The 13320-nt window shown below is 62.1% G+C and carries 10 protein-coding genes and 1 pseudogene; 6 read left to right on the top strand and 5 right to left on the bottom strand.

The genetic code is table 11. From position 1 onward, the window contains the following. Positions 1-442: 442 nt before the first annotated feature. From CQ047_RS18090 to CQ047_RS18080, 3 genes are read left to right on the top strand one after another with little or no spacing between them, the layout of a single operon-like run. Positions 443-1090: an N-6 DNA methylase gene (locus tag CQ047_RS18090; RefSeq protein ID WP_105677404.1), complete on the top strand. Its 648-nt coding sequence runs from the start codon at positions 443-445 to the stop codon at positions 1088-1090. Beyond that, a complete protein-coding gene (locus tag CQ047_RS18085) occupies positions 1087-2715 on the top strand; it encodes an Eco57I restriction-modification methylase domain-containing protein (protein WP_258132738.1) in 1629 nt (542 codons plus the stop codon). The genes CQ047_RS18090 and CQ047_RS18085 overlap by 4 nt, the downstream gene beginning before the upstream one ends. Further along, positions 2708-5260, top strand: coding sequence for a GIY-YIG nuclease family protein (locus CQ047_RS18080; RefSeq protein ID WP_105677402.1), 2553 nt, complete (start codon positions 2708-2710; stop codon positions 5258-5260). Before CQ047_RS18085 ends, CQ047_RS18080 begins: the two co-directional genes overlap by 8 nt. A gap of 82 nt (positions 5261-5342) precedes the next feature. Here the strand turns inward: CQ047_RS18080 and CQ047_RS18075 are convergent, their stop codons facing one another. After that, complete coding sequence (locus CQ047_RS18075; RefSeq protein ID WP_146114399.1) at positions 5343-5612, bottom strand: hypothetical protein; 270 nt, start codon at positions 5610-5612, stop codon at positions 5343-5345. Positions 5613-5756: 144 nt separating this feature from the next. Between CQ047_RS18075 and CQ047_RS18070 the strand changes: the two genes are divergently transcribed. Next, entirely contained in the window at positions 5757-7520 is a 1764-nt protein-coding gene (locus CQ047_RS18070) for a hypothetical protein (RefSeq protein ID WP_105677399.1), read from the top strand. 139 nt (positions 7521-7659) lie between these two features. Here the strand turns inward: CQ047_RS18070 and CQ047_RS18065 are convergent. Together CQ047_RS18065 and CQ047_RS18060 are read right to left on the bottom strand one after the other, a co-directional pair. After that, positions 7660-8352, bottom strand: a pseudogene (locus CQ047_RS18065) (SulP family inorganic anion transporter); the annotation flags it as partial. Between the two features lies 1 nt (position 8353). Then, on the bottom strand, positions 8354-10189 hold the full coding sequence (locus CQ047_RS18060; protein WP_105677398.1) for a DUF262 domain-containing protein: 1836 nt from the start codon (positions 10187-10189) through the stop codon (positions 8354-8356). Between the two features lie 122 nt (positions 10190-10311). Here CQ047_RS18060 and CQ047_RS18055 point away from each other — a divergent pair, with 122 nt between their 5' ends. After that, positions 10312-10494, top strand: a complete 183-nt coding sequence (locus CQ047_RS18055; protein WP_105677397.1) for a hypothetical protein — start codon at positions 10312-10314, stop codon at positions 10492-10494. A gap of 44 nt (positions 10495-10538) precedes the next feature. Here CQ047_RS18055 and CQ047_RS18050 read toward each other — a convergent pair whose 3' ends face one another. Next, positions 10539-12077 (bottom strand): hypothetical protein, encoded by a 1539-nt coding sequence (locus tag CQ047_RS18050; protein ID WP_258132739.1) that lies wholly within the window; start codon positions 12075-12077, stop codon positions 10539-10541. Between the two features lie 115 nt (positions 12078-12192). Beyond that, entirely contained in the window at positions 12193-12318 is a 126-nt protein-coding gene (locus tag CQ047_RS18750; RefSeq protein WP_146114398.1) for a DUF503 family protein, read from the bottom strand. Positions 12319-12500: 182 nt separating this feature from the next. Here CQ047_RS18750 and CQ047_RS18045 point away from each other — a divergent pair. Beyond that, on the top strand, positions 12501-13320 hold an 820-nt coding region (locus CQ047_RS18045; protein WP_105677393.1), incomplete at its 3' end, for a DUF2520 domain-containing protein.

Raw genomic sequence — 13320 nt, 5'->3', positions numbered from 1 at the left:
GTTGTTGCGGGGGATTTTGGGCTGAGGCGCGTGCGGGGCTTGTGGGAGCGCCGGGTCTCGCGACTGGGTCGCTGAGCTTGTCGAAGCGCGAGGGCCCTCCGGCTGGGTCGCTGAGCTTGTCGAGGCGTCCGGTACTTGTCGCGCGGACGGCCCAGCCAATATATCAGTGATGTCCTCATGTGTGTGCTTATCTTTCTCGTGTGAACGTGGAAACACGCGATGAAGATGCGAGACGCCTCGAGCGCAACAGCTCTATGGATCCCGATCCTGTGTCGCCGGCCGGACTCTTCAAGCTCGCTGGCAACGCCAGTGTTGTTGCTCGTACCGTAGGCAACGCGAGTCGTGGTCGTCGCATGATCCTCGCTCGTTGAGTTCCCTTCACCATTCCGCAGTGCTTCGCGTTACGTGGTCGTCGGTAGGATCGAGCCATATCCAGGAGGTCATGTTGCAGGACGAACTGCGCCCGCTCGTCAAGTCGCGCCAGCGCGTTGCCGACCACGGCGAGGTCTTCACGCCTCGATGGCTGGTGGACGACATGCTTGACCTCGTCAAAAGCGAGACTGAGCGTATCGACTCGCGGTTCCTTGAGCCCGCTTGTGGATCAGGGAACTTCCTAGTGCCAGTCCTCGAGCGGAAGCTGAAGGTGGTTGTGGCGAGGTACGGCAAGAGCGACTTCGAGCGCCGCCACTACGCGTTGTTCGGTCTGATGTGCGTCTATGGAATTGAGCTGCTCGCCGACAACTCGGTCGAATGTCGCGACAACCTGGCGAGGGCTTTCGCTCGGATGCTCCACCTCGGGCCCAACGACGATCTTCTAGCCGCGGCGCGCGCCGTTCTCGAGGTCAACATCGTCCAGGGTGACGCCCTCGCCATGACAGACGGCAGCGGGGCTCCCATTGTGTTCCCAGAGTGGGGTTATCTCGGCCGTGGCAAGTATCAACGCCGCGACTTCCGTTTCGATGCGCTCACGCAGCGCTCCGCGGCTTCCGGTACCCTCTTCGACGCGTTCGAGGAGCACGAGATCTTCACCCCGGTGCACTCATATCCGCCGATGACCGTCGACCAAATCGCGATGGGGAGCGCCGCATGACGACACCTGTCCTGGAGGGGCAAGCAAGCTTCGCTCTGCGCGCCCACAACCCCGATGTGCTTACCTGCATTGCCAATCTCTCAAACGACGAGGTCTTCACCCCGCCCGAGCTTGCGAACCAGATGCTCGACACGGTTGCTGCCGCATGGGCCGATGCCAACGACGGCGCTGACATCTGGAAGGACCCGGATGTGACGTTCCTCGACCCGTTCACAAAGTCGGGCGTCTTCCTCCGCGAGATCGTCGCACGACTGACCGACGGCCTAGCAGACAAGATTCCGGATCTGCAAGACCGCGTCGACCACATCCTGACGAAGCAGGTGTACGGCATCGGCATCACGCAACTGACAGCGCTGCTCGCGCGACGAAGCGTTTACTGCTCAAAGGACGCCACTGGCGAGCACTCCGCCGCTAAGAGCTTTGGCCGAGACTGGGGCAATATCTGGTTCGAGCGCACCGAGCACACCTGGTCCGGCGAGAAGTGCGCGTACTGCGGTGCGACGAAGCGTGGCTACGACCGCGACGAGGAGCTCGAGTCGCACGCGTACGCGTTTATCCACACTTTAGATCCACGGGCACTTATCGCACAGCTGTTTGGAGCCAACATGCAGTTTGACGTCATCATCGGCAACCCCCCTTACCAACTGGATGATGGCGGGTACGGGACAAGTGCGGCACCGATCTATCAACTCTTCGTCGAGCGCGCGAAGGCTCTCGATCCTCGGTACCTCACGATGATCGTGCCGTCGCGCTGGTTCGCTGGCGGAAAGGGGCTAGACGAGTTCCGCGACTCGATGCTTCACGACGACCGAGTACGTGTAATCGATGACTACCTCAGCGCTTCAGATGTGTTCCCCGGTGTTGGGCTCAAGGGTGGCGTGTGCTACTTCTTGTGGGATCGCGATCACCGCGGGCTTTGCCAGGTGACCACGCGTTACGCGGGCTGGACCGACTCATCAGCGCAACGCCCATTGCTGGAGATGGGCGCCGACATCTTTGTTCGATTCAACCAGGCTGTCCCGATTCTCAAGAAGGTTGTGTCGCACGAAGGAGGATCGCAGGGGACGGTTGTACTACCGGAAGATCGACGGTTCAACAAGCTCGTGAGTTCGAGCCGGCCCTTCGGGCTGCGGACATTCTTCAAGGGCAAGACCGATCGTGGTGAAGACGATCTGCTTGTGTATCAAAACGGTGGCACCGCTTTCATGTCGCGCAGTGACCTACTTGTCGGTTCCACGCTCGTTGACAGCTGGAAAGTGTACGTTGGTGCCGCGGCGCCTGGGACAGGCAATAAGGACACGTACCCGCATCGAGTCCTGAGTACGCCATTCCTGGGAGAGCCGGGCTCAGTGTGTTCCGAGACATACCTCTGCATCGGCCCGATCGCCTCCAAGGAGCACGCAAACAACGCGTTGACCTATCTCCGGTGTCGTTTCACCCGGTTCCTCATCCAGCTACACAAGGCCACGCAGCATACCTCCCGCAAGGTGTACACGTTCGTCCCAATGCAGGACTTCTCACGCCCATGGACGGACGCAGATCTCTACGAGAAATACGGCATCACTGACGACGAGATCGCCTTCATCGAGCGCGTGGTACGCCCGATGGAGTCCGTCAATGCCTAAGCCTGAGTCCGAGCTCCTTCCCGAGAAACCTGAGGCAAGTCCGCGGTTATACGCTTGGTCATCCGCCGAAGTCGCTTCTCGCTGGCAGGGTTGCCTGAAGGTCGGGCAGACCACGCGCGACGTCAACACCCGGATCAAAGAGTCGCAGGGACAGGCGCGTATCGACTACACGCTCGAGGTTGACGAACCCGCGGAGCGGTCGGATGGCTCGCTGATCTCCGACGTCGACGTACGCCGGAGACTCACCGAGAAGAACTTCGAGAACGTCGTCTTCGAGTCCAGCAAAGAGTGGATGCGCTGCACCGCCGACGATGTGCGCACGGCGATCGCCGAACTCCGAGCAGGCAAGCGATTCGAAGGAACGCATCACGCGACGTTCCCGATGCGGACCGAACAGGCATCCGCCGTCGAGAAGACGTATGACTACTTCGAGTCGATCTGGGCCGACGATGCCGATGCCGTTCCGGAGTTCCTCTGGAACGCCAAGATGCGCTTCGGCAAAACCTTCACCGCCTATCAGCTCGCCAAGCGCATGGGTGCCAAGCGCGTCCTCGTCATGACATTCAAGCCGGCCGTCGAGGATGCCTGGGACACCGATCTCAAGACCCACGTCGACTTCGACGGCTGGCAGTACCTCTCGCGCAAGACCGGCGGCGATCCGGCATCCGTCGATCCCGATCGCCCTCTGGTTTTCTTCGGGTCGTTCCAAGACCTCATGGGGCGTGACTCGGCAGGGAACTTCAAGCCCAAGCACGCCTGGCTTACCGAACTCACGTGGGATCTTGTCGTCTTCGACGAGTACCACTTCGGCGCGTGGCGAGACGCCGCGAAGGAACTGTTCGAGGGCGAGGACGACAAGTCGCAGAAGAAGGCGACCGAAGTCGAGTTCAGCAAGGACCTCGAGACGTTCGCGGAGAATCTCGAAGAGACGGGCCTCGACGAAGACGCGTTCGTGCCCATCAAGGCGCGCGCGTACCTGTACCTCTCAGGAACGCCGTTCAAGGTGTTCAAGGAGGGGCGGTTCATCGAGGAGCAGATCTTCAACTGGACCTACACAGATGAACAGCGAGCAAAGGCTGCGTTCGCGCAGGAGCACCCCGACCAGCCGAGCCCGTACGCGGCGCTGCCAGAGCTGCGTCTGCTGACCTACCAGATGCCGGAAGAGTTGCTTGCGATCGCAAGTCAGGGGGAGTTCGACGAGTTCGACCTCAACGCGTTCTTCGAGGCGAAGGTCGTCGACGGTGTCGCGGAATTCGTGCACAAGGACGACGTGCAGAAGTGGCTGGACATCGTCCGCGGCAACTACGCGCCGACGCAGGTCGACTATTTGAAGTCCGGCACGCGTCCGCCGTTTCCGTACTCGGACACCCGGCTCCTGCCTTACCTGCAGCACTCGCTGTGGATGCTGCCGCGCACGGCTGCCTGTGGTGCGATGGCGAATCTGCTCGCTGAGCCGCACAACGTGTTCTGGCACGACTACACGGTCGTGAACGTCTCGGCCCCGGGCGTGGGGGTCGGCCTTGATGCGCTGCCGCCGGTGCGCCAGGCGATCGGTAGCGGCTTCGACACGAAGACGATCACTCTCACCGTGGGCAAGCTAACGACTGGCGTGACAGTGCCACAGTGGTCGTCGATCCTCATGCTGCGGAACCTGCAAGCGCCGGAGACGTACTTCCAAGCCGCGTTCCGAGTTCAGTCGCCATGGACCATCCGCAACCCCGATGGCGACGAGCCCTCGCGTGAAGATGTCCTCAAACCGGTCTGCTTCGTGTTCGACTTCGCACCGACGCGGGCGCTCCGTCAGATGAGCGAGTATGGCACGGGCCTTGCCCCGGAGGAGCGCAACCCCGAGAAGGCGGTCGAGGAGCTCGTCAAGTTCCTGCCGGTCCTCGCATACGACGGGTCGCACATGACGCAGGTCGATGCGGGCGGCATCCTCGACATCGCGATGGCTGGCACGTCGGCGACACTCCTCGCTCGCAAATGGGAGTCGGCGATTCTCGTCAATGTTGACAACCTCACTCTCCGCAAGATCATGGACTCGCAGGCCGCGATCGATGCGGTGATGAACATCGAGGGATTCCGCGCGCTCGGCTCCAACGTCTTCGAAACGGTCGTCAACAAGAGCGAGTCCGTCAAGAAGACGAAGAAGGAGAAGGGCGACGATCTGACTCCCGGCGACAAGAAAGTGCTGTCGGACGAAGAGAAGGAATATAAGTCCAAGCGCAAGCAGATCCAAGAGAAGTTGATCAAGTTCGCGACACGCATCCCGGCGTTCATGTACCTTACCGACTACCGCGAGAACACGCTCTACGACGTCATCACCAAGATCGAGCCCGAGCTCTTCAAAGCGGTGACTGGGCTCACGGTCGACGACTTCAACCTGCTCGTGTCGCTGGGTGTCTTCAACGCAGGGCATATGAACCAGGCAGTCTTCGCATTCCGGCGATATGAGGACGCGTCACTCTCGTACACGGGTATTGTCGTAAACGGTGGGCGCCGCCGTATCGGATTGTTTGACACCGTCGTCGCTGTCGAGGCCTGAGTTCGACGCCAAAGATGCTGACCCAGCATGCCTCTTGATTTGGGTTACGTCATGCGGATCTCGAACGTCCGGGTGGCGCATATCAATCGGCCCGGTATGTTTCCTGCCAGTAGTTCCGTAGCCGCCGCTCGAGCTTGGACTTGATGACATGGAGTTCGGTTCGCAGCACCTTCTCATCGGATGAGAGCGGCTCGCCCGCGTCGACCTTTTCCTCGATGCGGTCAAGAACCGTGGAAAGCGCCTCGACAGCAATATCTGCAGCGGCCTGATATCCCTCGAGAACAGGCTCGAGTTCCTGCTCCCGGCGTCGCGTGCGCATTCCGTCGACGATGTCTTCGCCCCAACTCGCCATCCCTACCTCCAGGTGCTCTAGCAAAATTATCCTATCCTCCGGCCGTCCGTCGTTCATGGCGGGCGCGCTCGCGCGAGATCCGCCGCGGATGCTTTGCCCCAAGAAGCGACGCGCGGCTGTGGTCCCCAATGAGAGGATGTGGCAATGAGTGACCGTGCTTCTCCCGTGCCCATTGCGACCGCGGCGGAGCTGTGGTCCCGTCTGGTGGAGGCCGGTGTGCTGCTGCCCCGAAGCTACGACGAGGAGATAGTCACCCTTCTGAAGTCTCAGTTGCCCGGGAACGGGTCGTTGACTTCCCGCATGGAGGTTGCTGGGTGGACCGCGCGGGACCTTTTGCGCGCTATGTCGCCGCTGGTCGACTCTTTCGCTGTTCTCATGCGCGACCTGCTCTCGCTTTACTCCAATATTGCGGCCACACAAGCGACGAACAATAACCTCACGGTCGCCTTCGAGTTCGATGAGGGAGATGTATTCGACCAGTCGCTGGCGCAGTTCCGTGGTGCTGTGGCTGCATTGGACCAGGCGCAGGCCGCGCGTGGTTCGTTCGTGCTCTCGCCACTGCGATGGAACTATCCCGCGGCGAACACCAGGTCGCCCGATTACGTCGACCCTCGCACTCTTCGCGATGATGATGAGGGAGAGTGGCGATTCACTTTGCCTGCGCCCCCGGATGCGGTCGACCCGGCAGTTACGCGTGGTGTGTCCCTCGTGTATGCGGTGCTGACAGCAGCATGCAACACGATGCTGGACTACGGCGGGACGATGCACGCCGTTCGCAACAATGCTTCGCTTTGGGGCTCGCCAACGGACGAGTTCGCTGAGCACCGAGCGCTGTTCTTTGATTTCACCGACTACCATCCCGAGGCGACCATCGTGCAACTCCGAGCGGATGTCGAGTATCTCGAGTCCAGGGGGCCCGATGAAGTGCAGAGGTGGCTTCGCGGAATCGAGTACTGGAGTGCGTCTTTCTGGGGCTCCGACGTGCGTGATGACGCTGAATCCGCACTGGAGTCTGTTCTGTCCCTGCCGATGTGGGGGAAACGCCACGAACTGTACTCGGCGTGGGTAGTGTGTGTCATCGCCAAAGCGTTCAAGGAGCGACGCTTGCAGTTCGAGGTGGTCCACGGAAGGCTGAGCTTCCCATTCAGGTCCACGAAGATTGCATCCTTCGACGATGAGCTCGGACCGGTAGAGCTTTGGGCTGAAATCAGGTCCGATGCGTCGGGCCAACTGTCTCACGGCCGCAAACGAGGAGTTCAACCGGACTATCGGTTCCTGCGACCGGGACAACAACGGTTCGACACTGCGATGGCTATCGAGGTCAAGCAGTATCGGCGCCCGGCTGCCGCGCGTCACGGCGACACCGCGCGGGACTACGCTCGAGCACTGCCGCACGCCCGGGTGACGATCGTGGCGCATGGCCCGATCGGGAGCACGGCAATCGGTCGTGTCGACGAACCCGACCGGCCCCGCGTTGAGTTCCGTGAGAACGTACGATCCTTGACATCGGTCGAATCGGAGGCGCTCGTCTCCGAGCTGCAGCAGGCTTTCCCGCCGGTGCCGGCGCACGTCGTGGCGATAGAGCTGTCTCAGTCCTCCGTGGAAACGGTCGAGATCCTGATTGGGACGCAACGGCTGGAACTCGGCGGGATGACGATTCCGCATGGAGGTACCCCCTTACCCGCGGTTGGATTGTCGACGGAGGGAGAGGTCGTTCTCAAAATCGTTTGCCATCCCGAGCGTCAGCACACGGTCGACCAGGCGAGCCTCTGTGTCGCTCTGACCTTCGGCGATGGCGAGAAGAGGCGCTTCGAGGTTCTCCAGCCGAATTCGACGAAGGTCTGGCATGTCGGAACTTTGCGCGCGGCGTACTTCCTTATGTCTGCAGAAACTGTCGAGAGCGATTAGGCCCATAGCCGTGCGTGGAACGCGGAACGCGCTGGGGTACATCAGTCTGTCCGAACTGCGAGGCATAGTCGCGTTTCATCGGGCGAGGACCCGCGCTGAGCGCTTGTGTTCCTCTCGCTCCGCTCGCTCGAAGACCGCTCTACTCGAACCCACCCGTCAACCGCCCGCGCATCCGCTGACTGCTCTCATTCATCCCGACGATCTCCACCGACTTCCCCAACGCCTGATACTTCGTCTCGATCGCATCCAGCGCGGCGACGGTCGACGCATCCCACACATGCGACCCCGACAGATCGATCACGACCGGCTCAGGGTCGTCCGAGTACGAGAACAAGTCGTCAGGTCATTGCTCGACGCGATGAACAGCTCCCCGTTGACCACATAGCGAGCAACAGAACCGGAAACACTCCGCGACACGGTCGCGAAGTGCGCCACCCGCGGCACGAACAGCACCGATGCGACCAGCACCCCGACGACGACTCCGACTGCCAGGTTGTGCGTGATCAGCACCAGCGCGACCGTCGCGACCATCACGAAGGTCGCGCTCTTCGACATCCGCTTCAACGACGACGGATGGATGCTACGTCAGTCGAACGCCCCGATCGCGACCATGATCGTCACGGCCACGAGCGCTGCCATGGGGATCGTCTCGACGAAGTCGCCGAACACGACCACCGGCAGGAACAGGAAGATGCCGGCGCAGAATGTCGAGATGCCGGTCCGCGCGCCCGATCATGGTCTGACCGATCACGGCGCAGCCGTCCATGCCACCGAAGATCCCCGACAGCACGTTCGACACTCCCTGCGCCCATGCCTCGCGGCTCTTGCGCGACCTAGCTCAAGACCTCCGCGAGCTCCGGCCCGTCGCCATCACACAGCCTCACCATCGCCCGCGACACAGCCTCCGCACGCAACTCGATGAAGCTCGCGAAGTCCGGCCCTACCTGAACCTGAAGCTCGGGCCCAACAACTTCGTTCGGATACGGCCCCGCTTCGCGGAGGGCGGTGACCGGAATCAGATGGCTCCGCAACCGGGCATCTACCGATTCCGCACTCGGGGCGGCTTCAGCTCTCGCAGCGAGGTAGGCGATCGGGTCGAGTCGACCGATCGTGCGGTTGGTCCGCCAGGTGATGAGCGCGCAGTTCAGCGCCAAGTTGGGGTCGATGCCGGAATCGCTCAGGAGCTTCGCCGGAAAGAGGTGGTGATATTCGCGTTTCCGGACGTTGGACGCGCTGAGCACCGAGTCATCCGCGAAGTCTCTTGCGCCGAAGTAGTTCGAGGCGGCAAGGATCGCGCGCGCAAGGCTGCTTCGTCCGTTCGGCCATCCCGCAGCCTGAAGCCCTCGGATGGTGGGAAGCGGATACACCTCCCGATTCAGAACAGGCACCGTCGCGTCGAGCCGTGCGAGCGCGGCGGGCGTTGGTGCGGAGGCGAAGGTGAGGAGCGGCTTGGCATCCGCGTGGGCACGAGTCGCGGCTGCGCCGTCATAGCGACCAGTGAAGAACGCGGTCCACAGGTACTTCCGTCCGACGTGCTCGATCAGCCCTCGCGCATCGCCGAGTTTGGGGGCCCGAACGAACATAGCCGCCACAACGGGCACGGCAACGGCGGTCGGCAACCGCTCGGCATCCCAGATCCGCATCTGCCCGAGAAGCTCGATCGCGTCGAGAAGGCCCTGCAGCGTGAGGTCCCATTCGTCGACGAGCCGCTGCGCGTCGAGACTGAAGAAACCAGACTTGTTAGGAGGCAGATCTTGATGCAGCGCGATCGTCTGCAAAAGAAGATCGGATACGTTGCCGAAAGAAGCCACCTGCGGGTGCTTCGCGACAAAGGCATCGATCATCTCCTGCAGTCGGGCCTCCGTCGCGTTCTCCACCTCTGCAACGACGATGTCGAATGGTCGGAGCGGCTTCGCGTTCGTATTCATGTTGATGAACACTTCGAGCGCGACTGACTTCGGTGTGCTTGCCGGAAGGTTCAGGTACGGGAGCCGGTAGTGCTTCAGAGTCTCCCGAAGCGGGGAGATGACATCGTCCTTGAGGAACTGACGTCGCGCTTCATGCGCCTGCATCGCCGCGTAGATCTGTGTCGCATCGGAGTCTGCCTGAAGAGCGGGCTTCAGATGCGATGTGGCTTTCTCGATCCATTCGCCTACTTCGGAGTCTGATGCGGGGTCGAGAAGGTACACGGGTACGAGGCCGCGTTGTGCGCACTGAGCTGGATCTTCTGTCCAGCGCGGCATCAGCTGACCGGTCTTGTTCTTCCAGGTCGTGTAAGACCATACGTCGACCCCATCATCGTCGTTCTGAGGGTCGTCATCGAGAAGAGGATGGTGCACGAAGAACTTGCGATCCTCGTAGTTGTCTTTGAGTGAACGCCAGAGAGCGGTGAGCCGCTGCTGCCCATCGAGAAGGTGCTCGGTGACCTTCGCGTCGGTGTTCGGCGCGGTGACAAGCGGGCGGGAGTGGAACTGTTCTTTCTCTCCGACATCGAGCACAAGGGTGATACCCAGAGGCAAATCGCGGATGATGGTGCGCAGCATCGACTCGATCCGCCGGCGATCCCACGCCTCGCCGCGCTGAAAACTTGGGAGATGGAGTTTGCCGGCAGCGATGTCGGACAACCACTGATGGACGGGCCGATCGAGGGCCTTGCTTCCGGTGCTCACGGCGCCAGCCTATCGTTCATGGCGCTATCAACCGTGGCGATCGTGCCGCGGTGAAAACCGCTGGTCAATAGAGACAATTGCGGCCACTGTGGTCAACGAGGGTATCGGCTAGGGTCATCGATATGACGCACTACACCCCACGAGAAATCGCCGAAGAACTGGGTTATCAGGACGAGAGTCGACCAGGCCTCGTCGTGCGAAAGTACCTGAGGAAAAAGTATCCGGACCACCCGAAGAACGCTCGCTGGATTCTTGATGAGGCCCAAGCGGCAGACGTGCGTCTCAACGTGCCTCGGCGCACCTGAAGCGGCACAGCGAGCGAAAATCTGGCCGACAAAGGTGCGTTCGATCACTCGTCTACCGCGTCGCTGACGTTGCGGCGCTTGAATGCTCGTTGAGCAAACCCCACTACCGATCCAGCGATCTCTTTCGTCTTCTCCACGCTCTCGGCGCCAATGCGGGCAGCGTGTTCGGCTGCCTCTTCTCCGACACGTCGAGCGTTGTTCATGCCCTCCCCGCCAGCCTTGAGTAGATCGTCGCGAGTGGCGGTCGCGGCGGTAGACCAACGGCGAGCTTCAAGCGACTTGCCACCACCCTCGATGCCGAGCCGATCATGGAACGTGTCGACAGATTCTGTGACCGCGTTCCGTGATCGCACGATCGCCGGCGACTCGAACGGGTTCAGGAGAACCTTCGAGTTAGCGAGTGACGCGGCCGCATCCATGCGCTCCAGAAGCCGGCGCGTGGTGCGCGTGATCAGGTCCGCGCGATTCGTGCGTGCGGTCTGCAGCGCGATTCGATGGCGGTCGAGTTCATCGGGAGACGTGCCAAGAACCCGGTCAAGTTCAATCACGCCCATCGCCTGTTGCAGGTAGAAGCAGTGGGCGAGCACGGCGAGCCACTCCTGGGTCTCCCGCTCCACCTTCGGCACGGCGTCGGCGAGCGCATCAACCGACTTGCTCTCCATCTTCTCGGCGAGCGCATCAAGCTGACGCAGGGCGTACGCCTGAGTCCGGCCGATGGCGGTCGACGAGCCTTGCACTTTGGACCAAGTCACCTCTGACACGCTTCCGACAGACTTGCGGATCGTCAGGGCCTCTTCTAGAGCCAGATCGACACCGATCATGTCGGCGAGTACGGCATCCTTCTGAGCTCGCAGCACGTCGTCGACCTTCTCGTCGATAACCGCAAGGTAGTCGGTGATTTCGTCCATCGCCTGTTGCATCGCGAGCTGTGCCGCCAGACCCGCGACGCCCGCTAGCATTGCCGGGTTGGTGAGCATCGAGCCGGGCTTGAGGAACTGAAGGTTCTTCGCGAACTGACCATTTGGGGCTCGAAGAGTTGCATGAAGGTTCCCGCTCGACGAGTTCGTCACCTTGGGGAGCTTCTGCGCTGCTCGCCACGACTCTTCAGTGAGCTTCATCCATCGGCCTGAATTCGCGGCGACCTCTGAGCCTGCCTTGGCGACAGCCGCGCCGCCTCCAAAAACGCTGCTCAGCCGCGGGAGATCGAGCTCTCGTGAATGGAGGCCGTTGGAAGAGAGGAACATCTCGACCGCTGAACGGGGGCCGATGAGCGCGATACCGTCACCATCACTCACCAGCTCAATCTCGGAGAAGTCTGCATCACCCATTGAAGTGCCTCGTTCCTTCGCGAACCCGCTGTGGGTTCCACTTATGATCATGGCAGCGGATGTGACTTCGGTTCCTTCCTGACAGCAGTCGAGTGAAAAGTGCGACGTGCTCGAACCCACCCCGTCAACTGACCGCGCATCGGCTGGCTGCTCATTCATCCTGACGATCTCCAACGTCTTCCCGACCGCCCGATACTTCGTCTCGATCGTATCCAACGCGGCGACTGTCGACGCGTGCTCGCTGGTCTGTGTCATCACCCGCCCGAGCACCTCGACATCGTCGTGCGCCAGCGAGTCGATCGGCAGATCGTAGACAGCGTCGACATGCCGGGGAGCACCTTCTGGAGAACCGCGCGTCCTGCGCGCCGACCTAGGCGATCGCGCATTCGGTGCGCAGACGGAGATCGGCGATGAGGGGGCGGATGGCGTTGCGCTTCTCCTTCAGCGAGTGGGCGTTGCCCTGCAGTACGTCGAACTGGATCCAGCCGATCCACACGGGCTCAGTCTCGCGTTGCGAGGATAGTGAGAGCGAAAAGGTAAGATCGTGCGAAGTATGGGTGGCAGAACGACAATCATGAGAAGCAAGTGCCATTGCGTTCTGCTCTCCGATTTGGAGCGGATGCCGTCGCGGGCAGATACTCGTGGCATCCGCGTCGCCGTTCCCGACCGGCCTTCCCCATGAATCCTGCCTCTGAACTCGCGCCAGCCACGACCATCGCCGTCATCGGCGCCGGCCGTCTCGGCGGAGTTCTCACCCGGGTGCTTCGGACGGCGGGATTCAGCGTCCTCGGACCGCTCCGTCGGGATCAGCCGATGCCGGCAGCCGACATCGCCATCCTCGCCGTCCCGGATGCTGCGATCTCCGCCGTCGCGTTCGTCGCGCGCCCGCATGTGCGCCGGGTCGCCCACCTCTCCGGCGCCACCGGGCTCGACGCAGTGGACTTCAGCATCCACCCGCTCCAGACCTTCACCGGCGGCGAGACCCCAGAGGTGTTCCACGGCATCGGTGCCGCGATCGACGGGCGCTCCGCGGAGGACAAGTGCCTCGCGAGAGACCTCGCTCGCGCCCTCGGCATGACGCCGTTCACTGTGACCGATCGGGCGGTGTATCACGCGGCGGCATCCTTCGCGTCGAACTTCGTACTCACCGTGCTCGACGCGGCGGAGCAGCTCGCTGCCGCCGCGGGCGTCGAGAACCCGCGCGAGGTCCTCGCCCCGCTCGTCCGGCAGTCGGTCGACAACTGGCAGCATCAGGGCGCGGCGGATGCCCTCACCGGACCCATCGTCCGCGGCGACGAGGCCACCGTCGCGACGCAGCGGGCGGCAACAGGCGACCACCGGGACCTCTTCGACGCGCTCGCCACCGCCACGAGGCGCATCGCCGACCCGCGCAACCCCGAGGTCGACCTGCACAGCCCCGAGACCGTGACTCTCACCTCTGAGGCCGACCCGCACAACCCCGAGGCCGACCCGCGCAACCCCGGCGCCGACCCACATA

Origin of the sequence: Microbacterium sp. MYb72 (assembly GCF_002979415.1) — a bacterium.
GTDB lineage: Bacteria > Actinomycetota > Actinomycetes > Actinomycetales > Microbacteriaceae > Microbacterium > Microbacterium natoriense.
This window is presented reverse-complemented; position numbering and strand designations above follow the sequence as displayed.